Source organism: Neorhizobium huautlense, assembly GCF_002968575.1.
GTDB lineage: Bacteria > Pseudomonadota > Alphaproteobacteria > Rhizobiales > Rhizobiaceae > Neorhizobium > Neorhizobium huautlense.
Genome location: NZ_PVBM01000007.1, coordinates 45,570 through 70,217 on the forward strand (window position 1 = coordinate 45,570; position 24,648 = coordinate 70,217).

At 59.1% G+C, this 24,648-nt stretch carries 20 protein-coding genes; all 20 read right to left on the reverse strand.

The window, feature by feature from the left end; translation table 11 throughout:
* Positions 1 to 4: 4 nt before the first annotated feature.
* Positions 5 to 3,502 (reverse strand): DNA polymerase III subunit alpha, encoded by a 3,498-nt coding sequence (dnaE, locus tag C5L12_RS09995; RefSeq protein WP_105371901.1) that lies wholly within the window; start codon positions 3,500 to 3,502, stop codon positions 5 to 7.
* A 336-nt stretch (positions 3,503 to 3,838) separates the two neighbouring features.
* Complete coding sequence (locus C5L12_RS10000; protein ID WP_245422825.1) at positions 3,839 to 4,510, reverse strand: phosphatase PAP2 family protein; 672 nt, start codon at positions 4,508 to 4,510, stop codon at positions 3,839 to 3,841.
* Between the two features lie 76 nt (positions 4,511 to 4,586).
* Positions 4,587 to 5,405, reverse strand: coding sequence for a DUF1206 domain-containing protein (locus tag C5L12_RS10005; protein ID WP_105371903.1), 819 nt, complete (start codon positions 5,403 to 5,405; stop codon positions 4,587 to 4,589).
* A gap of 126 nt (positions 5,406 to 5,531) precedes the next feature.
* Positions 5,532 to 6,215, reverse strand: a complete 684-nt coding sequence (locus C5L12_RS10010) for an ABC transporter ATP-binding protein (RefSeq protein WP_162712514.1) — start codon at positions 6,213 to 6,215, stop codon at positions 5,532 to 5,534.
* Positions 6,216 to 6,226: 11 nt separating this feature from the next.
* A complete protein-coding gene (locus C5L12_RS10015) occupies positions 6,227 to 7,534 on the reverse strand; it encodes a lipoprotein-releasing ABC transporter permease subunit (RefSeq protein WP_105371905.1) in 1,308 nt (435 codons plus the stop codon).
* Between the two features lie 80 nt (positions 7,535 to 7,614).
* Entirely contained in the window at positions 7,615 to 8,940 is a 1,326-nt protein-coding gene (gene proS, locus C5L12_RS10020; RefSeq protein WP_105371906.1) for a proline--tRNA ligase, read from the reverse strand.
* Positions 8,941 to 9,464: 524 nt separating this feature from the next.
* Positions 9,465 to 9,734: a DUF1467 family protein gene (locus C5L12_RS10025; RefSeq protein ID WP_105371907.1), complete on the reverse strand. Its 270-nt coding sequence runs from the start codon at positions 9,732 to 9,734 to the stop codon at positions 9,465 to 9,467.
* A gap of 161 nt (positions 9,735 to 9,895) precedes the next feature.
* Complete coding sequence (mce, locus tag C5L12_RS10030) at positions 9,896 to 10,300, reverse strand: methylmalonyl-CoA epimerase (RefSeq protein WP_105371908.1); 405 nt, start codon at positions 10,298 to 10,300, stop codon at positions 9,896 to 9,898.
* Positions 10,301 to 10,324: 24 nt separating this feature from the next.
* On the reverse strand, positions 10,325 to 11,992 hold the full coding sequence (locus C5L12_RS10035; protein ID WP_105371909.1) for a ribonuclease J: 1,668 nt from the start codon (positions 11,990 to 11,992) through the stop codon (positions 10,325 to 10,327).
* A gap of 7 nt (positions 11,993 to 11,999) precedes the next feature.
* A complete protein-coding gene (locus C5L12_RS10040; protein ID WP_105371910.1) occupies positions 12,000 to 12,770 on the reverse strand; it encodes a biotin--[acetyl-CoA-carboxylase] ligase in 771 nt (256 codons plus the stop codon).
* Positions 12,771 to 12,772: 2 nt separating this feature from the next.
* Positions 12,773 to 14,215 (reverse strand): NADH-quinone oxidoreductase subunit NuoN, encoded by a 1,443-nt coding sequence (nuoN, locus tag C5L12_RS10045; RefSeq protein WP_105371911.1) that lies wholly within the window; start codon positions 14,213 to 14,215, stop codon positions 12,773 to 12,775.
* A gap of 18 nt (positions 14,216 to 14,233) precedes the next feature.
* Complete coding sequence (locus C5L12_RS10050; RefSeq protein WP_105371912.1) at positions 14,234 to 15,745, reverse strand: NADH-quinone oxidoreductase subunit M; 1,512 nt, start codon at positions 15,743 to 15,745, stop codon at positions 14,234 to 14,236.
* The gene (gene nuoL, locus C5L12_RS10055) at positions 15,745 to 17,745 is read right to left on the reverse strand and encodes an NADH-quinone oxidoreductase subunit L (protein WP_105371913.1); all 2,001 of its coding nucleotides are present in this window, start codon (positions 17,743 to 17,745) and stop codon (positions 15,745 to 15,747) included. Before nuoL ends, C5L12_RS10050 begins: the two co-directional genes overlap by 1 nt.
* A 7-nt stretch (positions 17,746 to 17,752) precedes the next feature.
* Complete coding sequence (nuoK, locus tag C5L12_RS10060; RefSeq protein ID WP_085423062.1) at positions 17,753 to 18,061, reverse strand: NADH-quinone oxidoreductase subunit NuoK; 309 nt, start codon at positions 18,059 to 18,061, stop codon at positions 17,753 to 17,755.
* A 21-nt stretch (positions 18,062 to 18,082) separates the two neighbouring features.
* The gene (locus C5L12_RS10065) at positions 18,083 to 18,697 is read right to left on the reverse strand and encodes an NADH-quinone oxidoreductase subunit J (protein ID WP_105371914.1); all 615 of its coding nucleotides are present in this window, start codon (positions 18,695 to 18,697) and stop codon (positions 18,083 to 18,085) included.
* A gap of 147 nt (positions 18,698 to 18,844) precedes the next feature.
* Positions 18,845 to 19,336 (reverse strand): NADH-quinone oxidoreductase subunit NuoI, encoded by a 492-nt coding sequence (gene nuoI / locus C5L12_RS10070; protein WP_105371915.1) that lies wholly within the window; start codon positions 19,334 to 19,336, stop codon positions 18,845 to 18,847.
* Positions 19,337 to 19,376: 40 nt separating this feature from the next.
* Entirely contained in the window at positions 19,377 to 20,420 is a 1,044-nt protein-coding gene (gene nuoH / locus C5L12_RS10075; protein ID WP_105372060.1) for an NADH-quinone oxidoreductase subunit NuoH, read from the reverse strand.
* Between the two features lie 8 nt (positions 20,421 to 20,428).
* Positions 20,429 to 22,510 carry an NADH-quinone oxidoreductase subunit NuoG gene (gene nuoG, locus C5L12_RS10080; RefSeq protein WP_105371916.1) on the reverse strand — a complete coding sequence of 694 codons (2,082 nt, stop codon included), beginning with the start codon at positions 22,508 to 22,510 and terminating at the stop codon, positions 20,429 to 20,431.
* Positions 22,511 to 22,568: 58 nt separating this feature from the next.
* Positions 22,569 to 23,267, reverse strand: coding sequence for an NADH-quinone oxidoreductase subunit E (locus tag C5L12_RS10085; RefSeq protein ID WP_105371917.1), 699 nt, complete (start codon positions 23,265 to 23,267; stop codon positions 22,569 to 22,571).
* A gap of 4 nt (positions 23,268 to 23,271) precedes the next feature.
* Positions 23,272 to 24,576, reverse strand: a complete 1,305-nt coding sequence (nuoF, locus tag C5L12_RS10090; RefSeq protein WP_105371918.1) for an NADH-quinone oxidoreductase subunit NuoF — start codon at positions 24,574 to 24,576, stop codon at positions 23,272 to 23,274.
* Between the last annotated feature and the right edge of the window lie 72 nt (positions 24,577 to 24,648).

Here is a 24,648-nt window from a genome sequence, read left to right on the forward strand (position 1 = left end):
AGGCCTAAACCAATTCCACGTCGAGAACGCCCGGCGCTGTTCTGAGCGCTGCGGCTATCTCGGGGGAAATGCGATATTTCTCCGTCAACTCCACCTCGATCTCCCGCTTGCCATCATCCTTGATGACGACGAAGGAGACGAGGCCGTCGCCCCTGGCGTTGAGGTGCCGTGCAACCGCCTTCAACGGACCGGAATCCCGGACATAGACACGCAGCGCCTTCTGCATCTGCACCGACTTCTCTTCAAGAGACTGGGCCGTCTGAATCCGCAACCCGATGCCTTCCGGCCGCTCTTCCGCCTGCACGGTAATCACCAGGGATTTGCCCGGCTCGAGGAGATCTCGATACTGCGCCAATCCTTCCGAAAACAGCACGGCTTCGAACTGGCCTGACGAATCTGAAAAAGCGACAATGCCCATCTTGTTGCCGGTGCGCGTCTTACGCTCCTGCTTGCTCGTTACCGTGCCGGCCAGGCGGCCGGCCGTCGCACCCTTCTTCACGGCAGCGGAAAATTCCGCGAATGTCTGGACACGCATCTTGGCGAGCACGGCGGCGTAAGAATCAAGAGGGTGAGCCGACAGATAGAAGCCCAGGACCTGATACTCGCGCATCAGCTTTTCCGATGGCGTCCAGGGATTGAACTGCGGCAGGATGAGCTTCTCCGGGCCGGCACTCGCTGAGGATCCGAAGAAATCGGACTGGCCGCTAACCTTCTCCTCCTGCGCGCGCTGCGCATAACCGATGATGCGATCAAGACCGCCGATGAGTTCGGCACGGTCTGTTCCAAAGCAGTCAAACGCACCGGCGGAGATGAGGCTCTCCATCACGCGCCGGTTGATCTGTTTTGGATCGATGCGAAGGCAAAAGTCCTCGATGCTCTTGAACGGCCGATCGCCGCGTACCGCGGTAATATGGTCAACGGCCGCTTCGCCCACGCCCTTGAGAGCCGCGAGTGCGTAGTAGATCTTGTTCTCACCCGTCTCGAAATGCCGAAAGGAGGTCTGGACGGACGGCGGAACGACGGTAATCCCGAGCCGACCGGCATCCTGGCGGAAGTCGTTCAGCTTCTCGCTGTTTGCCATATCGTAGGTCATCGATGCGGCAAGGAACTCGACGGGGAAATGCGCCTTCATATAGGCGGTCTGGTAAGAGACAATCGCGTAAGCGGCAGCATGCGACTTGTTGAAGCCGTAATTGGCGAACTTGGCCAGGAGATCGAAGATATTGTCGGCCTGCGGCTTGGAAACGCCGTTCTTCACCGCACCGTCGACGAAACGGGCACGCTGCTTGTCCATTTCCTCCTTGATCTTCTTACCCATGGCCCGGCGCAGAAGGTCGGCCTCGCCGAGCGAATAGCCTGACAGGACCTGGGCGATCTGCATGACCTGCTCCTGGTAGACGATGACGCCCTGCGTCTCCTTGAGCAGATAATCGATCATCGGATGGATCGATTCGATCTCCTCCTCGCCATGCTTACGGGCGTTATAGGTCGGGATATTCTCCATCGGTCCCGGACGGTAGAGCGCCACAAGTGCGATGATATCCTCGATGCAGTCCGGCCGCATACCGATCAGCGCCTTGCGCATGCCGGCACTTTCCACCTGGAATACGCCGACCGTCTCGCCGCGCGACAGCATCTCGTAAGTCTTCTGATCGTCGAGCGGGATCTTTTCCAGCTCGACTTCGATGCCCCGTTTCCTGCAGAAATCCACCGCCGTTTTCAGCACCGTCAGGGTCTTCAGGCCGAGGAAGTCGAACTTTACGAGACCCGCCTGCTCCACCCACTTCATGTTGAATTGGGTCACCGGCATATCCGAGCGCGGGTCTCGATACATAGGCACGAGCTTGGACAACGGCCGGTCGCCGATAACGATGCCGGCAGCATGCGTCGAAGCGTGACGGTAAAGGCCCTCGATCTTCTGCGCGATGTCCAGCAGGCGGGCGACGACCGGTTCCTTCTCGGCCTCCTCCCGCAGCTTCGGCTCCTCTTCAATCGCCTTGGAAAGCGGCGTCGGATTGGCCGGGTTGTTCGGCACCAGCTTGCAGATCTTGTCGACCTGCCCATAGGGCATTTCCAGCACGCGGCCGACGTCGCGAAGGGCGGCACGCGCCTGCAGCGAGCCGAAGGTGATGATCTGCGCCACCTGCTCACGGCCGTATTTCTGCTGCACGTAGCGGATCACCTCTTCTCGGCGATCCTGGCAGAAGTCGATGTCGAAGTCCGGCATCGAGACGCGATCGGGATTGAGGAAGCGTTCGAACAGAAGCGAGAAGCGCAGCGGATCGACGTCGGTGATGGTCAGCGCATAGGCGACAAGCGAGCCCGCACCCGAACCGCGGCCAGGCCCAACCGGAATGCCCTGCTGTTTCGCCCATTTGATGAAGTCGGCAACAATCAGGAAGTAGCCTGGAAACTTCATCTTCTCGATGACGCTGAGCTCGAAATCCAGTCGCTCCCGATAATCTTGTTCGGTGAAGCCGCGTGTCATACCCAGCGTGGCTACACGCTCTTCCAGACCTTCGATCGATTGACGACGAAGTTCGTCCGCCTCGGCACGTTCGGCTTCTGCCGGATCGTCGGTGGCGCCAGTAAAGCGCGGCAGGATTGGGTTGCGTGTCTTCAGAACGAACGAACAACGCCTGGCAATTTCGACGGTGTTTTCCAGCGCCTCCGGCAGGTCGGCAAACAGCGCGGACATTTCGGCACGGCTTTTCAGATAGTGGTCCGGTGTCAGGCGGAAACGGCTGTCGTCGGAAACGATGGCATTGTGAGCAACCGCCATCAGCGCGTCATGGGCGTCGTAGTCGGCTTTGGACGGAAAGAAGGCTTCGTTCGTGGCGACCAGCGGCAGGTCATGGTCGTAGGCAAGCGTCACGACCTTGTGCTCGTGGCGCCGGTCGTAGGCGCCGTGGCGCTGCAGTTCGACATACAGCCGGTCGCCGAATATCTCCTTGAGCTTGAGCAGCCTTGCTTCGGCAAGCGTTGCGTTGCCTTCTTTCAGGACTACGTCCACCGGGCCGGTACCGGCGCCGGTCAGGGCGATGAGGCCCTCGGTGCCGCCCTCCTCCAACCAGGAGCGGCAGATATGGGTGGAGTGATGCCCCTCACCGCTGAGATAGGCGCGGCTGATGAGGTCAACGAGACGTTCGTAGCCGACGGCATTTGCCGCCAGCACGACGATCGCCGGCAGCTTGGCGAGTTGCTGGTGGCTGTTTCGCCGTTCATCCGACTGATCTTCCATATCGATCGACAGTTGGCAGCCGATGATCGGCTGTAACCCGTCGCCGATTGCCTTCTGGGCAAATTCCAGTGCAACGAAGAGATTGTTCGTGTCGGTGATGGCGATCGCGGGCTGATTGTCCGCTATCGCCTTGGAGAGTATCTTCTTAAGAGGCAGCGCTCCTTCAAGGAGCGAATAGGCAGAATGAACCCGAAGGTGCACAAATTGCGGGGAATCCCCTTGCCCTTCGGCACCCGATCCCATCTGCGTCAAATCTGCCATGTCCGCGCCATACCCATTTCCTGAATCGGGTCATTTTCCAGTGCGGCGTCCAGAGAGTCCAGATCGGATTTCCTTGCTCAACGTCTTTCGGAGACAGGCCCGGATGTCACATTGCCATGACGATCATGGAAAGGCTGGCCACGAAGGTGGCGATGGAAGCAAATGCGGCAATGTCACGAAGAAGGTCAGTCATCGTCGTCTCCCTTGTTCCTTTATGTTTTCAATTTGTTCTCATTTTGTTTGAGAGTCAACAGAGGAACAAAACGGGAATTGCGGATTTTAAATTATAGTTAAGAGGCTGGTATATGCGCCCCTTTCGCACGCTTGCGCGGCCAATCAGGCGTTTGCGGACGGCTTTGCAGAAATGAAGCGGCGGGCGATCATCCAGCAACCGACAGCCCATGTGGCACCGCCGCACCAGCCGCCCAGCACATCGGTGGGGTAGTGGACGCCCAGATAAATCCGGCTGAAGCCGATTAGGAGAGTAAGAAATATAGCGGCGGCGATCAGGAAGATGCGGGTGGAGCGATACTGCTGCGCTCGCGACAGGAGTGCTCCGAGCGTCAGATAGGTAACGGCGGAAAGCATGGCGTGACCGCTCGGAAAACTGAGGTCGTGAACTTCGATCAGATGAGGCACGATATCCGGCCTCGGTCTCGCGACGCCAAGCTTCAAGGCGTTGCTGACCAGCCATCCGCCGAGGATCGACAGGAACATGAAGATCGCGATCGCCCTTTGCCTGGCGAGCAGAAGGTAAGTGGTCCCCATGATAGTCATCAGCGAGAGCACCGTGGTGCCGCCGAGCGCGGTGATGTCATCGAAGGCATGGCTGAGCCAATAGGGACCCACCGGTATCGACAGGTCGGTTGTCGTCCTCAGGGCGAGCAGAATACGCTCGTCAAACGCACGTGTATCGCCTTCAACGACCTCGCTTGTCAGGTTGAAGAAGAGAAATAGACCGCCCGCCAGAAATGCGAACATCATCAAACCGATTGGCTCGAAGGTCATGAACCTTTCGACGATTCTCTGTCTCATCCGAGAATGGAAGACCATGTTCTCCTTCCTGTTGTACCTTGTGCTGGTCTCAGACCGGGAGCGCATGACGCGCGTCGGAAAGCGTCGGCGATGCGATGTTCCTGAAGCGGGCCTCGATCAGGCCATAGGCGCCGAAGGCGAAAAGACCAAGAGCCACCAAGGCATACAAAATGGAACCGAATGGCAGCTGGCGTATCCAGGCGAGCGCGTCTGCCAGGCTTCCCGCTTGCGACGGGTCAACCGCGAATGCTGCATAAAGGAAAAATCCGCCGAGGATCAGAAAAACCGCACCCCGCGCCACGAGTCCATACATGCAGATGCCGTTCAGGAGCGACCTCCGCTCCCAATCCGCGCCGAAATATTTCAAATAACTCTTTCTCATTCCCTTTACGATCTGTGCCACTCCGGCCGCGATGATGGCAATCGCCACCATCCCCACCAGATAGGGACCGAAGGGCTGCTGTATCAACCATGCAGCCCAGCTTTTTTCGTCGCCCGACTGGCTGCCGCCAAGCCCCACCTGCAATGCCTGCCCCAGGGCATAAAACGCCAAACTGGCATAGGTGGCTGCACTGACGAAAAGCGCGGCTCGTACCGCATAACCTTTGGCATCGGAGGCGTGCCGGTCGGTGTTGAAGACTGCCTGCACCAACCGCCACAGGACGAAACCAATCAGCCCGATGCCGATCAGCGCCAGCCAGATCGCACCGAGCGGCTGCTCCAGTACGAGCTGCAGAGCAGACTTGCTGTCGGGCTCCCCGCCGCCAAAGCTCGTCAACAGCGCCATGCCACCAATGAGAACATAAACGATACCGCGAGCAGCATAACCAAAGCGTGCCAGCCGTTCGAACTTCGCTTCCTTCAGCATCCGGCTCCTCCATGAGGCAGATGCAACGCATGTATGCGATCCCTGTTCCACCCGGCCGTCAGGAAGTGGTGAGGTCAACGGTCCGGCGAGGGTCGACAAAAGACCTCCGGATCGACCGGAGGTTCGTCACATTTCCACGACTTTGCCGCCTTGGATCGTCACGCGGCGGTCCATGCGTTGAGCAAGATCATGATTGTGAGTGGCGATCAGGGCAGCCAGACCTGATTGGCGCACCAGTGCTTCAAGCGCCTCGAAAACGTATGATGCCGTCTTCGGATCGAGATTGCCCGTCGGCTCGTCTGCCAACAGCACGCGCGGCGCGTTCGCCACGGCTCGTGCGATTGCCACGCGCTGCTGCTCGCCGCCGGAAAGCTCCGCCGGACGGTGGTCGGCCCGGTGGCCTATGCGCATGTAGTCGAGGAGCTGGCTTGCCCGCTCCTTGGCCTCGGTCTTGGCAAGACCCGCAATGAGCTGCGGCATCATGATGTTTTCCAAAGCCGAGAATTCAGGCAGAAGATGATGGAACTGGTAGACGAAGCCGATCTGGTTGCGCCGGATGGCTGTGCGTTCGTCGTCGCTCAGATCGTTGCAGGGCTGGCCGGCGATGAAGACTTCGCCACCGTCTGGATGTTCCAGCAGACCGGCAAGATGCAGCAGGGTCGATTTACCGGTGCCGGACGGTGCAACCAGGGCAACGGTCTCTCCGCTTCTAAGCTCGAAGTCAGCCCCCTTGAGGATCGAAAGCGTGGTCTCGCCCTGGCCGTAAATACGTTCGACGCCAGAGAGTTGCAGGACGGGTTTACGTGCCAAGGATGCGGGTCCTATTCGTACCGAAGGGCCTGGACTGGATCGAGCTTCGAAGCCCGCCATGCAGGGAAGATCGTCGCGATGAAGGAGAGCACCAACGCCATGATCACGACCGACAGGGTTTCGCTAAAGCTCATCTCGGCCGGCAGCTGGCTCAAGAAATAAAGCTCCGGATCGAAGAGCACGGTGCCAGACAACCACGAGAAGAACTGCCGGATCGACTCGACGTTGAGACAGACGACGACGCCGAGCACCACGCCTGCGATCGTACCGACGATGCCGATCGCAGCCCCGGTCATGAAGAAGATCCGCATGATTGCGCCGGCCCCCGCGCCCATGGTGCGCAGGATCGCGATATCGCTGCCCTTGTCCTTCACGAGCATGATGAGACCGGAGATGATGTTGAGCGCTGCCACCAGCACGATCAGAGTCAGGATCATGAACATCACGTTCCGCTCTACCTGGAGCGCGGAGAAGAAGGTCTGATTGCGCTGGCGCCAGTCGGTGATGAATATCTGTCGTCCGGCGGCTGCTTCCACCAGCGGGCGCAATGCATCGACATTATCCGGATTGTCGACGAAGAGCTCGATCGATTGCACGATGCCATCGGCGTTGAAATAGAGCTGCGACTCCTCAAGCGGCATATAGATGATCGTCGCATCGTATTCCGACATGCCAATCTCGAAGATGCCGGATACGGGATAGGATTTCACGCGCGGATTGACGCCCATGGGAGTGACGTCTCCCTCGGGCGAAATAAGTGTGATCTGATCGCCTGCACTCAGGCCGAGCTGCGCCGCGAGCCTTGAACCAACAAGCACGCCCTGCCCCGAGGCAAAGCCCACCATGTCGCCGGATTTTACGTTTCCGGCGACCTCGGCCAGCTTTTCAAGATCTTCCGGACGGACGCCGCGAACCAGGGCTCCAGACCCTGCACCGCCGCGACCCGAAGCGAGTGTCTGCCCCTCCACCAGGGGCAGAGCCATCTTCACCCCAGGGACGGCCGCGAATTTCCGCGTCAGCTCGGCGTAATCGTTAAAAGGACCGTCGATCGGCTGGACGATCATATGGCCGTTGATGCCAAGGATGCGGGAAATGAGCTCGGTGCGGAAACCGTTCATCACCGCCATGACGATAATGAGCGTTGCAACACCGAGCATGATGCCGACGAAGGAGAAACCAGCAATGACGGATATAAACGCCTCGCGTCGCCGAGAGCGGAGGTAACGCCAGGCGACCATGCGCTCGAAGGCCGAGAAGGGGCCTGCCGAAGGGGAGCGCCCCGCCTTTTCCGCTTCACCATTCGTCGCGACGCTCGCCATGCCGTCTCCTCAACCAGCCCAGTCTCTGTCTTTGACAGTTCCAGACAGATGATCTGGAACTGCTCCGGCAAATCGCCGTATCAGGCCCTGGCGAGCTTGTTCATGGCCGCTTCGAGGGTAAGCACTTCGCGCTCGCCCGTCTTGCGGTTCTTAAGCTCCACCTCGCCGTTGCCGGCGGAGCGCGGACCGACAATCACCTGGAACGGCACGCCGATCAAATCGGCCGTGGCGAACTTGGTCCCGGCGCGCTCGTCGGTATCGTCATGAAGTACGTCCTTGCCAATCGTCGTCAGCCCGCTGTGAACGGTTTCGGAGAGACGATCGCAGGCGTCGTCGCCCGGCTTCATGTTGATCACCACGACGTCAAAGGGCGCCACCGATGCCGGCCAGATGATTCCGTTCTCGTCATGCGATGCTTCGATGATGGCGGGAACAAGGCGGGTCGGTCCGATACCATAGGAACCCATGTGAACAAGGTGTTCCTTGCCGTCCGGACCTTGCACCTTGGCGCCCATGGGCTCTGAATATTTGGTGCCGAAATAGAAGATATGGCCGACTTCGATACCCCGGGCGGAAAGCCGGTCGCCTTCGGGGATGGCATTGAACGCTGCCTCGTCATGCATCTCGGAGGTCGCAGCATAAACCGACGTCCACTTGTCGAAGATCGCCTGCAGGCCTGCGACATCGTCAAAATCGGTTTCCGCACCGGGAATTTCGAAATTTACGAAATCCTTGTGGGAAAATACTTCCGACTCGCCGGTCTCGGCCAGGATGATGAATTCATGAGAAAGGTTGCCGCCGATCGGGCCGGTATCGGCGCGCATCGGAATGGCGCGCAACCCCAACCGCGAGAACGTGCGCAGGTAGGCGGCAAACATCTTGCGATAGGAATGTTCGGCAGCTTCCTTCGTCAGATCAAAGGAATAGGCATCCTTCATCAGGAACTCGCGGGACCGCATGGTGCCAAACCGCGGACGGATCTCGTCGCGGAACTTCAACTGGATGTGATAGAGGTTGAGCGGCAGGTTCTTGTAGGATTTGACATAGGACCGAAAGATGTCCGTGACCATTTCCTCGTTGGTCGGACCATAAAGCATCGGCCGATCCTGGCGGTCCTTGATGCGCAGCATTTCCTTGCCGTAGGCGTCGTAACGACCGCTTTCCTGCCAGAGTTCGGCTGACTGCAGCGTCGGCATCAAAAGCTCGATCGCACCGGAGCGGTTCTGCTCCTCGCGAATGATGGCGTTGACCTTGTCTAGAACCCTCTTGCCGAGCGGCAGCCACGAATAGATGCCCTGGCTCTGCTGGCGGATCATGCCCGCGCGCAGCATCAGCCGGTGGGAGACAATTTCCGCTTCCTTGGGATTTTCCTTCAGAATGGGCATAAAATAGCGGGAAAGGCGCATCGAGATTTCCGAGGTTGCCGGGCCGATTTCTCGGTCGAGGAATCAGGCCATTTTGTAAGGATATCGCGCGGCTACATAGCGGTTTCAGAGGAGGATGGGAACCCGCTCCCGCAGGAATCGCGAGAAAGCCGACGATTCGAGGCCGCGCTTGAAGACCGCGAAAAAGTGGGGATTTCATGGCAAGTCCGCGACATTTGTGTCAACGAAAAAATTTTATTGAAGTGTGTCAAAAATACAAAAAAATCGAGTGACAAAGCCCAACCGTTGAGCTAGGTTCAGCTCACAAAAGAGGCAAGGAGTTCAAATTCTTGCCATTTCGCGGTCAAGTCTTGGGAGGATCAGATCTTAGGCGCGCTTGTTCGCTGCCCCGGCAACGGTTAAGGATCACGCGAAACTTGAAACAAGGCTTAACCGCCTTGTTTTTTTTTGCCTTTAAATCCCAAAGCCGCCTCTGCGGCGCGATTGACGCGCCCGCTATGCATACGAAACGTAACAGGAATATGACATGCTTCGTGCGCTAGTTTCTATTCGAAGCTTGGCACGATGTTCGGAATATTGGTGATCCCGAAACCGAACCAGGTCGAAGCCAGATAATAGGCAGCGTAAAGCACAGCGGAGATCAGAGTTGTGAGTATCACGACCCGACCGCCGCGGAATTTGGTAGGAGCACTCTCGACCGTTCCGACAGTCACTTCGCCGTCTTCCTGCTGACTGCGGTAGCCAAGTGGCAGGACCATGAAGAGGACGGTCCACCAAAGAATGAAATAGATGGCCGCGACCGTCAGCAGGGACATGATCTCTTTCCCGAGTTTAAGAAACAGGCGGCGTTATAGGACGAAAGCTTGTGAAGCTCAAACGGCGGCGGCGGACGGGATGTCGCAGCTTGCGAAAGTGAATCCGGGTCGGCGCTTAACTCGCGGAAAGGAACTGTGATTTCCGGATTCTTGGTACTAGTTCAGACCTCTTCGAGTTCGACGAGGGTGCCGTTAAAATCCTTGGGATGAAGGAAGATGACCGGCTTTCCGTGTGCACCGGTTCTCGGATTGCCGTCACCAAGCACACGCGCGCCCCCTGCCTTCAGCCGGTCGCGCGCAGCCAGGATATCGTCCACTTCATAACAGATGTGGTGCATGCCACCCGCCGGGTTTTTCTCCAAAAAAGCGGCAATGGGTGAGTCCGCGCCAAGTGGCTCGAGAAGCTCGACCTTGGTATTTTCAAGCTCCACGAAGACCACCGTGACGCCGTGTTCCGGAAGAGCCTGGGACTGGGACACGCGCGCCCCCAAAGTGTCGCGATAGGTCGCGGTGGCGGCAAATAGGTCCGGCACCGCGATGGCTATGTGATTGACGCGTCCCAGCATGATCTCTTCCTTCCGGCCTGACCTTTAAAGCCGCGTGACGAATACCGTGACGACCGGCTTCTTGCCCCATGTTTCGTTGGCGGCGGCGCGCACTGCCCGGCGGACCGCCTCGCGCAGCATATCGAGGTCCTTGCGGCGGGCGCGAGGAATGCTTTCTACGGCTCCAAGCACGGCATCGTAGAGCGCATCCTCCATGTCCTCGCCCTCGTCATCAAATTCCGGCAGGCCGAACGATACCAGATCGGGATCCGTCAGGAACTCATAGCGGTTGTCGAGAAGCACATTCACTGCCACATGACCGACATAGGAGAGCTTGCGCCGATCGCCGATGCCCATTTCATCGAAATCGCCGATGAGCTTGCCGTCCTTGAATATCCGGCCGTGCGGCGCCTCGTCGACGACTTCAACCGGTCCCGGCGCAAGCCGAAGTATATCGCCGTTGCGTACCCGCGGCACGGTCTTGATACCGGCCGATGCAGCAAGTTCTGCCTGCGCCGTCAGGTGCGCAGCCTCGCCATGCACGGGCACCAGAATCTGCGGCCGCGTCCACTCGTACATCTTGAGGAGTTCATTGCGCCTCGGATGACCCGAAACATGCACCAGCGCATCTGAATCCGTGACGATCTTGATGCCCTGCTCGATGAGGCCATTCTTGATTTCAATAATGGCCTTTTCGTTGCCCGGAATGGTACGCGATGAGAAGACCACCGTATCTCCGGCCGACAGCGCAACGTTGCGCATCTCGTCGCGCGAGATCTTGGCAAGCGCTGCGCGCGGCTCGCCCTGGCTGCCCGTGAGGATAACGACGATCTTGTCGCGCGGAATATAGCCATATTCGTCTTCGGCTATGAACGGCTTTAAGCCTTCCATAATGCCGATGTCGCGGGCGACATCGACGACGCGCTTCAAGGAGCTGCCGAGCAGCAGCACCTCCCGGCCTGCTGCCTCCGCGGCCTGCGCGATCGAGCGGATGCGGCCGACATTCGATGAAAAGGTTGTAATCGCAACGCGGCCTTCGGCTTCTTCGATCACCTTGCGCAGTCCCTCGGAGACCTCCTCTTCGGAAGGCGACACGCCTTCGCGCATCGCATTGGTGGAGTCGCACATGAGGGCCAGCACGCCCTCGTCTCCCAGCTGACGAAACCGATGTTCGTCGGTCAGCGGCCCGAGTGTGGGCGCCGCATCGATCTTCCAGTCGCCGGTATGGACGACATTGCCGAGCGGCGTGCGGATGACGAGCGACATCGGCTCGGGGATCGAATGATTGACCCCCACCGCCTCGATTTCAAAGGGGCCGATATTGATCCGGTCACCCGCCTTGAAGATCGTGACGGGAATATCGGCGCGGGAGCCTTCGTAGTTTCGCTTCGCTTCCAGCATGCCCGCCGTAAACGGCGAGGCATAGACCGGTACGTTGAGACCCGGCCACAGGTCGTTCATCGCACCGTAATGATCCTCGTGGGCATGTGTGATGATCATGGCCTTGAGGTTGTTGCGCTGACTTGCGAGATAGCGGATGTCCGGGAGGACCAGATCGACACCCGGCAGGTCAGGCCCCGGAAAGGTAACCCCGCAATCGACCATGATCCACTGGCGCTTCTCCGGCGAACCATAGCCGTAGAGGGCGAGGTTCATGCCGATCTCGCCCACGCCGCCGAGCGGCAGAAACACCAGTTCTTCCTGTTTTGCCATTTCTCTCTTATTCCGTTCTGTCGAAAAATACATCACCGGCGGCAATCGGCAAAATCTTGCCGTGCCCGGTGTCCAGCATCAGAAAACCCTTGTCATCGATACCTGCGAATGTTCCGACAAGCGAGCGGTCGGACAGGTTTACGGTGATTTTTTCGCCGATGCCACAGGCGACGGCACGCCAGCGCCTGCTGATCTCTGTCATGCCACGCCCCTCGTCCCAAACTTTCAGAACATCAGCCATCTCCCTGAAGAGATGAGCAAAAACCTCTTCCGGAGACGCGCCAAAGCCATGATCGGCGAGCCGGGTGACACCATAGGGCACATCCTGCGGCATGTGGCGGATATTGATCCCGATACCGATGACGAGCGCACGGCGGCCGTCCGGCAGCCCCTCGCCTTCCAGTAGAATGCCGCAGGTCTTCCTGCGTCCGATCAAGATATCATTCGGCCATTTAACTTCGACCGGATCGCCACCCGGCGGCAGCACGGCTCGGATCGCCGCATGCACGGCAACAGCGACGGCCAGGGGCAGCGAGGCCAACCGTTCAGGCGGAGCCGGGTCGATTAACAGCAAGGAGGCGTAGAGGTTGCCGGGCTCCGACGTCCAGGCGCGCCCTCGCCTTCCGCGTCCGGCAAGCTGGCGGCTGGCGGTGATCCACAACAAACCGAAATCGCCCGCGCGAGCGCGGGCGAGACATTCGCTATTTGTGGAACCAACTTCGCTCAGAGCTTCGTGGCGAAACTCATCAAGCGAAAAGCGGCTGCCCCGACTTGGCATCCTCAGAAGAAGGACTTGGCTGCCGCATTTGCAGCGATGCCGATCGGGCCACCAAAGAGTACGTAGGCTGTGACGAAGAGCCCGGAAAGGCCAAAGACAAGGCGCAACTCACCGGAAATGCGGGCAAATTCGCCTTGGGCTTCATCAAACCACATGAGCTTGACGATGCGCAGGTAATAATAGGCACCCACGACGGATGAAAGTACGCCGATGACCGACAATGCATAGAGCTTGGCTTCGATCGCTGCCACGAACACGAAATACTTGGCGAAGAAGCCTGCCAGCGGCGGGATACCCGCCATGGAAAACATCAGCGCCGTCAGCACGATCGCCATGAAAGGCTTGGTGGAAGAAAGCCCAGCGAGATCGTCCACGTTTTCGACATTGCCGCCTTCCTTGCGGCGCATCGCCATGATGCAGGCGAAGGTTCCAAGCGTCATGACCATGTAGATCGTCATGTAGAGGACGACGCCGGATACGCCGGTTTCGGACCCTGCAGCAAGACCTACCAGTGCGTAGCCCATATGGCCGATCGAGGAATAGGCCATCAGCCGCTTGATGTTGCGCTGGCCGATCGCGGCGAAGGAACCGAGCAGCATCGAGGCGATCGACACGAAGACGATGATCTGGCGCCAGTCGGCCAGGATCGGCAGGAAGGCTTCCGATACGATGCGCACCAGGATCGCCATCGCAGCAACCTTCGGGCCAGCCGCAAAGAAAGCCGTGACGGGGGTTGGCGCGCCTTCATAAACGTCCGGCGTCCACATGTGGAACGGCACAGCCGAAATCTTGAAGCAGGCGCCGGCTAGTATGAAGACCATGCCGAAGATGAGGCCCATATGCCGGGGCTCAGAGCTCAGTATGCCGGCGATTTCGTCGAAACCGGTATTACCGGTGAAGCCGTAGACCAGCGACATGCCGTAAAGCATCATGCCGGAAGACAGGGCGCCGAGGACAAAATATTTAAGGCCGGCTTCCGTCGAGCGGATGCTGTCGCGGTTGAAGGCCGCGATGACATAGAGCGCCAGCGACATCAATTCGAGGCCGAGATAGAACGCAATGAGATCGTTTGCCGAGATCAGCAGCATCATCCCGAGCGTCGAAAGCACCAGCAGCACCGGAAATTCGAAGTGGTCGAGCTGATCCGACTGGGCACGGCCAACCGACATCACCATGGCGGTGATCGAACCGATCAGAGCGACGACTTTCATGAACCGGGCAAAGGGATCAAGCATGAATGCGCCGCCATAGGCTTCGCCCTCGCCCGGCATGAAGATCAGCCACAGTCCGGCGACCAGAAGCAGCGCCACCGCAAGACCCGTGACCGTCGACGTCGACTTGTCGCCGGAGAAAACTCCGATCATCAGGAGAGCGAGCGAACCCACGGCCAGAATGATCTCCGGCATTGAGAGCTGCAGGCTTAGGGAGAGTATTTCAGCGGTCATGTCCTGTCGTGTCCCGTCTCAGTGCACATTGAGTGCAAGGTCTTTCGCCGCCTGCAGGGCTGCGGAATAATTGTTCACCAGCTGGTCTACCGAGGCCGCCGTCGCATCGAAGATCGGGGCCGGATAGAAGCCATAGAAGATGGTAAGTGCGACCAGCGGATAGAGAATGAGCTTCTCACGCGCCGAAAGGTCGAGCAGACCTTTAAGGCTTTCCTTTTCCAGCGCGCCGAAGATCACCCGACGGTAGAGCCAGAGCGCATAGGAGGCCGAAAGGATGACGCCCGTGGCGGCGAAAAGCGCGACCCAGGTATTGACCCGAAAGACGCCGATGATCGTCAGGAATTCGCCGACGAAACCGGAGGTGCCCGGCAAGCCGACATTCGCCATCGTGAAGATCATGAAGGCGACGGCATATTTCGGCATGTTGTTGACGAGCCCGCCATAGGCCGCGATTTCGCGGGTGTGGAGGCGATCGTAAACGACGCCGACGCAGAGGAAGAGCGCGCCGGAGACGATGCCGTGCGACAGCATCTGGAACAGCGCTCCCTGGAGGCCCTGCACATTGGCCGCAAAGATGCCCATCGTGACGTAACCCATATGGGCAACGGATGAATAGGCGATCAGCTTCTTGATGTCGTCCTGCATCATCGCGACCAGCGAGGTATAGATGATCGCCAGCACCGACAGCGTGAACACGAAAGGCGCGAAGTAGTCGGATGCCAGGGGGAACATGGCAAGCGAGAAGCGGACGAAACCGTAGCCGCCGAGCTTCAGCATGACGCCGGCCAGGATGACCGATCCAGCGGTCGGAGCCTGGACGTGGGCGTCCGGAAGCCAGGTATGGACAGGCCACATCGGCATCTTAACGGAGAAAGCGGCAAAGCAGGCGAGCCACAGCCAGGTCTGCATGCCGGCCGGGAAGCCGTATTTCAGGAGTACGGTGATATCGGTCGTGCCGGTCTGCCAGTACATGGCCATGACGGCAAGCATCATCAGCACAGAACCGGTCAGCGTGTAGAGGAAGAACTTGTACGACGCGTAGACCCGGTCCTTGCCGCCCCAGACGCCGATGATGACGAACATCGGAATGAGGGTCGCTTCGAAAAAGACGTAGAAGAGCACAATATCCAGCGAAACGAAGACGCCGACCATGACCACTTCCAGGAGGAGGAAGGCGATCATGTATTCCTTGAGGCGCTTGCCCACGGAATCCCAGCTGGCAAGTACGCAGAAGGGCATCAGGAAGGTGGTGAGGATGACGAACAGCATGGAAATGCCGTCGACGCCCAAATGATAAGAGATGCCGGTGCCGAGCCAGGCATGCTTCTCGACCATCTGGAAGCCCGGATTGGAATTATCGAAACCGATCCAGATGAACAAGGATACCACGAAGGTGAAGGCCGTCGTGAACAGGGAGACGTTCAGGATATTGCGGCGACCGTAGGGACCCTCCTCCCGCGTGAGCAGCAGCAGCAGGACGCCGACCAGCGGCAGGAAGGTGACCGTCGAGAGAATTGGCCAGTCGGTCATTACATTGAGCTCCCGAGCATCATCCAGGTGACGAGGGCGGCGATGCCGATCAGCATCGCGAACGCATAGTGATAAAGGTAACCGGACTGCAGCTTGACGACCCGGTTGGTGACGTCGACCACGCGGGCGGCAACGCCGTTCGGGCCGTAGGTATCGATGACGCCGATGTCACCCTTCTTCCACAGGAACCGGCCGAGCGCCTTGGCGGAGCGGACGAAGAGGAAGTCGTAGAGTTCGTCGAAGTACCATTTGTTGAGCAGGAACTCGTAAAGGACCTTTTGCGACTGCGCCAGACGACGCGGCGTCGAAGGCGACTTGATATACATGTACCAGGCCGTCACGAAGCCGATCGCCATGGCGATGAAGGGGCTCCACTTCACAAGCGCCGGCACATGGTGGAATTCTTCAAGAATTTCATTTTCCGGCAGCGTGAACAGGGCGCCCTTCCAGAACTCCGCATATTCGTGACCGAAGAAATAACCTTCGAAGAGAACACCGGCCAAAACGGCGCCTACCGCCAGCACGTAGAGTGGCGCCAGCATGACCATCGGCGATTCATGCACATGGTGCATCACGTCGGCGGAGGCGCGTGGCTTGCCGAAGAAGGTCAGGAAGGCCAGGCGCCAGGAATAGAAGCTGGTGAAAAGCGCGGCGATCACCAGAAGCGTGAAAGCAATGCCGGATACCACCGAATGGGAGGCATAGGCACTCTCAATGATCACGTCCTTGGAGAAGAAACCGGCGAAGCCGAACATGGTGCCTGGAATGCCGACGCCTGTCAGAGCAAGCGTACCGATCGTCATCATCCAGAAGGTGATCGGAATATGCTTCCGCAAGCCGCCCATGTAGCGCATGTCCTGCTCACCATCCACAGCGTGGATGACCGAGCCGGCGCCGAGGAACAGCAGCGCCTTAAAGAAGGCATGCGTGAAGAGGTGGAAGATCGCCGCGCCATAGGCACCGACCCCGAGCGCCACAAACATGTAACCGAGCTGCGAGCAGGTCGAATAGGCAATGACGCGTTTGATGTCGTTCTGCACCAGGCCGACCGTCGCTGCGAAGAAGGCGGTGATTGCACCGATGAACGTCACGACAACGAGTGCATCGTGCGACAATTCGAAGATCGGGGACATGCGGGCGACAAGGAAGACGCCGGCCGTGACCATGGTTGCTGCATGGATGAGAGCCGAAACCGGAGTCGGGCCTTCCATCGCGTCCGGCAGCCAGGTGTGCAGGAGAAACTGGGCCGACTTGCCCATGGCGCCCATGAAGAGCAACAGGCAGACGACGGTTATCGCATTGGCCTTGTCGAGCGTCATGCCGAAGATGTTGACGATCGCCTGTCCAGCCTCCGGGGAGCCTTCGGCTGGCAGATAGCTGGCGGCAGCGGCAAAGATCGTTTCGAAGCTGATCGAGCCGAACAGGACGAAGACGCCGGCAATGCCAAGGACGAAACCGAAATCGCCGACGCGGTTGACGATGAAGGCCTTCATGGCTGCGGCCGACGCCGACGGCTTCTTGTACCAGAAACCGATCAGCAGATAGGAGGCGAGACCGACGCCTTCCCAGCCGAAGAACATTTGGGCAAGGTTGTCGGAGGTCACCAGCATCAACATGGCAAAGGTGAAGAGCGACAGATAAGCGAAGAACCGCGGCCGATGCGGATCGTGGTGCATGTAGCCGATCGAATAGATGTGCACCAACGTCGAGACCGTATTGACGACAACGAACATGACCGCCGTCAGGGTATCGACGCGGAAGGCCCATTCGACATCGATGCCGCCGGACTGGATCCAGCGCATGACCTCGACCTTGATGACCTCATGGCCTTCACCATGGGCAAGTGCCACGTTGAAGAAAACGATCCAGGAGAGGATGGCCGCGATCACCATGAAGCCGCTGGTGACGTATTCGGACGCCTTGGCGCCGATCGAGCGGCCGAACAGGCCGGCGATCAGGAAGCCGATCAGGGGAAGGAAGACGATTGCCTTGTAGATCATGACCTGATCAGCCCTTCATCATATTGACGTCTTCGACGGCGATCGAACCACGGTTGCGGTAGAAGACGACGAGAATTGCAAGACCGATGGCCGCTTCCGCAGCCGCAACGGTCAGAATGAACAATGCGAAGACCTGGCCGACGATGTCGTTCAGGAAGGAGGAGAAGGCAACCATGTTGAGGTTGACCGAAAGCAGGATCAGTTCGACCGACATCAGAATGATGATGACGTTCTTGCGGTTCAGGAAGATGCCGAAAACGCCGAGAATGAAGAGGATGGCGCTGACCGTGAGATAATGGGAAAGTCCGATTTCCATTTCTTTTTTCCTTTTTCCGCCTCAGACGCCCTGACCCGGCTTGACCTTGACCACCTCGACGGCGGTCGCGGGCGTACGGGCCACCTGCTTGGAAATATCCTGGCGTTTGATGTTGGTGCGGTGACGCAGCGTCAGCACGATCGCGCCAATCATCGCCACAAGAAGGACAAGGCCGGCGATCTGGAAGAAATACACATAATTCGTATAGAGCACGTCGCCGAGGGCGGCGGTGTTGGTGCGCACCGTCGGGTTCGGGATCGGCATGGTGATCGACCGCGCCGCATCGGGGGTCAGGACACTGCCGCCAATGACGACGATCAGTTCCGCCGCGACGATCAATCCGATGAGTATCCCGACCGGCGCGTATTGCAGCACGCCCGAGCGCAGTTCCGCGAAGTCGATATCGAGCATCATGACGACGAAGAGGAAGAGAACCGCAACCGCGCCGATATAAACGACCAGCAAGATCATCGCCAGGAATTCGGCGCCCGTCAGCAAAAAGAGCCCGGCCGAATTGAAGAAGACGAGGATGAGGAAGAGCACCGAGTGGACCGGGTTCTTGGCCGAAATGACCATAAACGCCGACGCCACCGCGATGAACGCGAAGAGATAGAAGAAGATAGCCTGCAGACCCATCGTGGTGCCTTTTCGTCCCTCAGCGGGATCGGAGCGAGTGCCCCTTCCCGTCGAAACCCGGCCGCGTTCTACGCACCGGGCATTTCATCCAGATATCATCGGCGCACTGCCCGCAGACGCGGCGGCACCGACAGATGCGTCCCGCCCTTAGCGATAGGGCGCATCCAGAGCGAGATTGCGGGCGATTTCCCGCTCCCAGCGGTCGCCGTTTTCGAGAAGCCGCGCTTTGTCGAAATAAAGCTCTTCGCGCGTCTCGGTCGAGAACTCGAAGTTCGGTCCCTCGACAATCGCGTCGACCGGGCAGGCCTCTTGGCAGAAACCGCAATAGATGCACTTCACCATGTCGATGTCGTAACGCACGGTGCGGCGGGTGCCGTCGTTGCGGCGCGGGCCTGCTTCGATGGTGATGGCCTGCGCAGGACAGATCGCCTCGCACAGTTTGCAAGCGATGCAGCGCTCCTCCCCGTTCGGATAGCGGCGAAGGGCGTGCTCGCCGCGGAAGCGCGGCGAATAATACATCTTTTCGAACGGGTAGTTGATCGTTGCCTTCTGCTTGAAGAAGTAGCGCATCGACAGGAAGAACGCGCCTACAAACTCCTTGAGGAACAACGAATTAATGGCTTGGCCGAGACTTGCCATCCTTATTCTCCAATGATGCCGGAAGCCAAGATGGTCATGGTCATGCCCACCCTGCCAGCTTCAGCACGAATGCTGCGATGATGACCATGGCAAGCGACAGCGGGAGGAACACCTTCCAGCCGAGCCGCATGAGTTGGTCGTAGCGGTAGCGAGGCACGAAAGCCTTCACCATCGCAAAGAGGAAGAAGACGAACGATCCCTTCAGCACGAACCAGATAATGCCGGGAACCCAGTTGAGAACGGCAATATCGAGCGGCGGCAGCCAGCCTCCCAAGAAAAGGATCGTCGTCAGCGAGCAGATAAGCAGGATGGCGGCATATTCGCCAAGCATCAGCATCATGTACGGAGCGGAGGAATATTCCACCATGTAGCCCGCAACCAGCTCCGATTCCGCTTCCGGAAGGTCGAATGGCGGACGATTGGTCTCCGCCAGTCCCGAGATGAAGAAGATCACGAACATCGGGAACAGCGACAGCCAGTGCCAGTCGAGGAACGAGTTCGGCAGGCCGACCATCGTGCCGAGACCGTCCTTCTGTGCATAAACGATGTCGGTGAGGTTCAAGGAGCCCACGCAGAGGAGAACCGTCACGATCACAAAGCCGATCGACACTTCGTAAGAAACCATCTGCGCCGCAGAACGCAAAGCACCGAGGAACGGATACTTCGAGTTCGACGCCCAGCCCGACATGATGATGCCGTAGACTTCAAGGGAAGAGATCGCGAAGACGTAGAGAATGCCGACATTGATGTTGGCGATCACCCAGTTTTCGTTGAGAGGGATGACGGCCCAGGTGGCCAGCGCCAGCGTCACGGACACAAGCGGAGCCAGAAGGAAGACGCCCTTGTTGGCACCGGCCGGAATGATCGGTTCCTTGAAGACGAACTTCAAAAGGTCGGCGAAAGACTGAAAGAGGCCAAACGGACCGACGACGTTCGGACCGCGGCGCAACTGCACGGCTGCCCAGATCTTGCGGTCGGCAAGCAGGATATAGGCGATGAAGACGAGCAGGCAGACCAGAAGCAGCAGCGACTGCGCGACCATGATCAGGCCCGGCCAGACATAGATGGAAAAGAACGAGTCCATGTTCAAAATTACTCCGCCGCAGCCTGGAAATTGTTGCGGGCCAATGCCGAGCACTCGGCCATCACTGCCGAAGCCCGCGCAATTGGGTTCGTCAAATAGAAGTCTTTGACCGGCGACGCAAACCCGGACTTCGACATCTCACCGGCTTTTTGGCCGAGTATGGCAATTTCGTTCACCGAACCAGCCGCGATCTCGTCCAAAGCGGCAAAATGCGGATATGCTTCGTAGAGCTTTGCGCGCAGTGCGCTCAGCGAATCGAACGGCAGCTTGTTTCCAAGCACGTCCGAGAGCGCACGCAGAATTGCCCAATCTTCGCGTGCTTCGCCCGGGGCAAACCCGGCTCGCGTGCTCATCTGGACACGTCCTTCGGTGTTGACCCAGGTCCCGGACTTTTCCGTATAGGCCGCACCCGGCAGAATAACGTCCGCATTATGCGCACCCGCATCACCGTGGCTGCCGATATAGACGGTAAACCTGGCACCCTTCTTCGAAAAATCGAGCTCGTCGGCACCGAGCAGGAAGAGGACATCCATGCCGGTGAGCATTTTCGCGGCATTCACGCCCTTGGATCCCGGAACGAAGCCGAGATCAAGGCCACCGACGCGGGCGGCAGCCGTGTGCAGCACGGCAAAGCCGTTCCAGTCTTCCGTCAATGCGCCGACCGAGCCGGCAAGCTGGGCGGCCGCGGCAAGAACCGCAGCGCCGTCCGGACGCGCGAGAGCCCCCTGCCCTATAATGATCATTGGGTTCTTGGTATTGCGAAGCTTATCAGCAAAGCTGTTCGCCCCGGAGGCAAGCTCGGAGAGCGTTTCCGGGCCGGCGCCGAGATAATCGTAGGCATAACGCAGTTCGCTGACTTCGCCGATCACGCCGATCGGGAAGTTGCCGCGCCGGAAACGCTTGCGAATGCGGGCGTTGAGAACAGCAGCCTCGAGGCGCGGATTAGCGCCGATCAGAAGCAGCGCTCCGGCCTGTTCAATGCCTTCGATCGTGGGGTTGAAGAGGTAGCTTGCGCGGCCGAGCGACGGATCAAGCGCCGTCCCGTCCTGCCGACAGTCGAGGTTTTCCGATCCGAGCGAGCGGATCAGTTCCTTCAAGGCATACATTTCTTCGACAGATGCCAGGTCACCGGCAATCGCCCCGATCTTCTGGGCCGACGTTGCCGAGACCGCAGCCTTGATGGCGCCGAAAGCCTCACCCCAGGATGCAGCCTGAAGGCGGCCGTCCTTGCGAACGTACGGACGGTCGAGGCGTTGCGTCTTCAAGCCGTCCCAGATGAAGCGGGTCTTGTCGGAGATCCACTCTTCGTTCACCTGCTCGTTGACGCGCGGCATGATGCGCATCACTTCCCGACCGCGGGTATCGACGCGGATAGCGGATCCGACCGCATCCATGACGTCGATCGATTCGGTCTTGCCGAGCTCCCACGGACGCGCAGTGAAGGCGAAGGGGCGCGAGGTCAGCGCGCCAACCGGGCAAAGGTCGATGACGTTGCCCTGCAGCTCGGACGTCATGGCATGCTCGAGATAAGTGGTGATCTCGGCGTCCTCGCCGCGGCCGATCAAGCCGAGCTCCGAAATGCCGCCGACTTCCGTCGTGAAGCGAACGCAGCGCGTGCAGTGAATGCAGCGGTTCATCACCGTCTTGACGAGCGGCCCAATATATTTGTCTTCGACGGCGCGCTTGTTCTCCGTGTAGCGAGACGAGTCGATGCCGAACGCCATCGCCTGGTCCTGCAGATCGCATTCGCCGCCCTGGTCACAGATCGGGCAATCCAGCGGATGGTTGATCAGCAGGAATTCCATCACGCCCTCGCGGGCCTTCTTGACCATTGGCGTATTGGTGAAGATTTCCGGCAGTTCGCCATTCGGTCCGCCGCGAACGTCGCGCACGCCCATGGCGCAGGATGCCGCCGGTTTCGGCGGTCCGCCCTTCACCTCGATCAGGCACATGCGGCAATTGCCGGCGACCGACAGGCGTTCGTGGAAACAAAAACGCGGCACCTCAGCGCCGGCTTCCTCGCACGCCTGAAGCAGCGTGAAATGATCCGGAACCTCGATCTCCTTGCCGTCTACCTTCAGCTTTGCCATCGTATCACTTACGTCCCTAGTTCCATCCCTTGAGCCGAAGGCCCGGGACATAATCCTTTTATTTCAACAGAGCTTTCGCCTGGCCGACCCAGTCGTCCCGCTTGATGCGTCCTTCGAAACCCAGTTCCTTGTCAAAACGGGTGATGTCGGCATCCTTCCAGGCGGCAATCTGAGACACGCTCTTCACGCCAAGCCCCTTCAAGACGGCTTCCAGCTTTGGGCCGATCCCGGAAATTCGCTTCAAATCATCGGCGCCCGACACAGCGGCAGGCTTCCCTGTAACCGCCTTCTTGGCTTTGGCAACGGTGCTTGCTTCCGCCTTGGCTTTGACAACAGGGGCCTCTGGTTGCACAGGCTTTGCAGCAGTTTTCTTTTGGGCGGCAGGTTTGCGAGCCGGCTTCGCCTTGGGCTTTTCAGGCGCCACGCCAGAGGTCTTGGCAACGGACGGTGCGTCGACTGCAAGACCGGGGGCCGAAGCGGGCGCCTCAGGCGCTTCCACCGTCGTCGATGCCTCGGCTTGCTTCTCGGTACTCTTCTGGCCGGCGGTTTCCAGCGCCCCCTGCAAGGCTCCGAAGAAGGCGCTTGCCATCTGGTTCGCGAAACCAAAGCCTATCGCCGTCGCCGCGGCCATGGCTGCAGCCGAGTGCGCAAACAGCGGGTTGAGCGACAATGCCTCGGAAAAATCAGGCGCGCGCGCGCGATCGACTGTAGGATCGTCCGCCGTTCCTATCTTCCGTTCGTCACTCTTCTTGGCCAAGTGCTTACTCCGCGGCTTCCATGACAGCGCCATGCGCCATGGCGTTATAGGTATACTGGTCGATCCGTGCCTCGATCTCCGGTCGGAAATTCCGGATGAGGCCCTGGACAGGCCAGGCAGCCGCATCACCGAGCGCGCAGATGGTGTGCCCTTCGATCTGTTTCGATACCTGCAAGAGCATGTCGATCTCGCGCTTCTGGGCATTGCCCTTCACCATGCGCTCCATGACGCGCCACATCCAGCCCGTACCTTCGCGGCAAGGCGTGCACTGTCCGCAGCTTTCATGCTTGAAGAACGCCGAGAGGCGGGCAATTGCCTTGATGACGTCGGTCGACTTGTCCATGACGATGATCGCAGCGGTGCCGAAGGACGACTTCTTGTCACGCATCCCGTCGAAGTCCATGATCGCGTCGCCCATGTCTTCGCCCTTGATGACCGGGCAGGATGCACCGCCCGGAATGACGGCAAGCAGGTTGTCCCAGCCACCGCGGATGCCGCCGGCATGCTTATCGATCAGTTCACGGAACGGAATGCTCATGGCCTCTTCGACCGTGCAGGGCTTGTTCACATGGCCCGAGATCATGAAGAGCTTGGTGCCGACATTGTTCGGCCGGCCGATCGAGGAAAACCAGCCGGCGCCGCGCCGCAGGATCGTCGGGGCAACGGCGATCGACTCGACATTGTTGACGGTCGTCGGGCAACCATAGAGGCCCATATTCGCCGGGAACGGCGGTTTAAGGCGCGGCTGCCCCTTCTTGCCTTCGAGGCTTTCGAGCAACGCGGTCTCCTCGCCGCAGATATAGGCGCCGGCACCGTGGTGCACGTAAATGTCAAAATCCCAGCCGTTCTTGTTGTTTTTTCCCAACAATCCGGCATCGTAGCATTCGTCGATCGCCGCCTGAAGCGCCTCACGTTCGCGCATATATTCGCCGCGGACGTAGATGTAGGCGGTATGCGCGGCCATCGCAAAACCGGCAATCAGGCAACCTTCGATCAGCGTGTGCGGATCGTGGCGCATGATTTCGCGGTCCTTGCAGGTACCGGGTTCGGATTCGTCGGCATTGACCACCAGGTAATGCGGACGACCGTCCGATTCCTTCGGCATGAAGGACCATTTGAGACCAGTCGGGAACCCGGCACCACCGCGTCCACGAAGACCGGAGGCCTTCATCTCGTTGATGATCCAGTCCCTGCCCTTCTCGATGATGGTCTTGGTGCCATCCCAGTGGCCGCGGCTCATCGCGCCTTTCAGGGACTTGTCCTTGAGGCCGTAGATATTGGTAAAGATGCGATCCTGATCTTTCAACATGATCTATTCCACAAGTCCGCCGAGATTGAACCGGTCATTGTTTGGCATCATGCAGCCGTTTTCGAGGGCCGC

Excerpts from the sequence above, each read along its gene's own strand:
- nuoN (WP_105371911.1), bottom strand. The coding sequence starts at position 14,215 with ATGACCGCTGAAATACTCTCCCTAAGCCTGCAGCTCTCAATGCCGGAG.
- C5L12_RS10035 (WP_105371909.1), bottom strand. The coding sequence starts at position 11,992 with ATGGCAAAACAGGAAGAACTGGTGTTTCTGCCGCTCGGCGGCGTGGGC.
- C5L12_RS10015 (WP_105371905.1), bottom strand. The coding sequence starts at position 7,534 with ATGGCGAGCGTCGCGACGAATGGTGAAGCGGAAAAGGCGGGGCGCTCC.
- C5L12_RS10000 (WP_245422825.1), bottom strand. The coding sequence starts at position 4,510 with ATGACCTTCGAGCCAATCGGTTTGATGATGTTCGCATTTCTGGCGGGC.
- nuoI (WP_105371915.1), bottom strand. The coding sequence starts at position 19,336 with ATGGCAAGTCTCGGCCAAGCCATTAATTCGTTGTTCCTCAAGGAGTTT.
- C5L12_RS10065 (WP_105371914.1), bottom strand. The coding sequence starts at position 18,697 with ATGGGTCTGCAGGCTATCTTCTTCTATCTCTTCGCGTTCATCGCGGTG.
- C5L12_RS10025 (WP_105371907.1), bottom strand. The coding sequence starts at position 9,734 with ATGTCCCTGCTGACGGTCGCGGCCATCTATTTCATTCTTTGGTGGACC.
- dnaE (WP_105371901.1), bottom strand. The coding sequence starts at position 3,502 with ATGGCAGATTTGACGCAGATGGGATCGGGTGCCGAAGGGCAAGGGGAT.
- mce (WP_105371908.1), bottom strand. The coding sequence starts at position 10,300 with ATGCTGGGACGCGTCAATCACATAGCCATCGCGGTGCCGGACCTATTT.
- nuoG (WP_105371916.1), bottom strand. The coding sequence starts at position 22,510 with ATGGCAAAGCTGAAGGTAGACGGCAAGGAGATCGAGGTTCCGGATCAT.
- proS (WP_105371906.1), bottom strand. The coding sequence starts at position 8,940 with ATGCGCCTTTCCCGCTATTTTATGCCCATTCTGAAGGAAAATCCCAAG.
- C5L12_RS10050 (WP_105371912.1), bottom strand. The coding sequence starts at position 15,745 with ATGACCGACTGGCCAATTCTCTCGACGGTCACCTTCCTGCCGCTGGTC.
- C5L12_RS10005 (WP_105371903.1), bottom strand. The coding sequence starts at position 5,405 with ATGCTGAAGGAAGCGAAGTTCGAACGGCTGGCACGCTTTGGTTATGCT.
- nuoK (WP_085423062.1), bottom strand. The coding sequence starts at position 18,061 with ATGGAAATCGGACTTTCCCATTATCTCACGGTCAGCGCCATCCTCTTC.
- nuoL (WP_105371913.1), bottom strand. The coding sequence starts at position 17,745 with ATGATCTACAAGGCAATCGTCTTCCTTCCCCTGATCGGCTTCCTGATC.
- C5L12_RS10040 (WP_105371910.1), bottom strand. The coding sequence starts at position 12,770 with ATGCCAAGTCGGGGCAGCCGCTTTTCGCTTGATGAGTTTCGCCACGAA.
- nuoF (WP_105371918.1), bottom strand. The coding sequence starts at position 24,576 with ATGTTGAAAGATCAGGATCGCATCTTTACCAATATCTACGGCCTCAAG.
- nuoH (WP_105372060.1), bottom strand. The coding sequence starts at position 20,420 with ATGGACTCGTTCTTTTCCATCTATGTCTGGCCGGGCCTGATCATGGTC.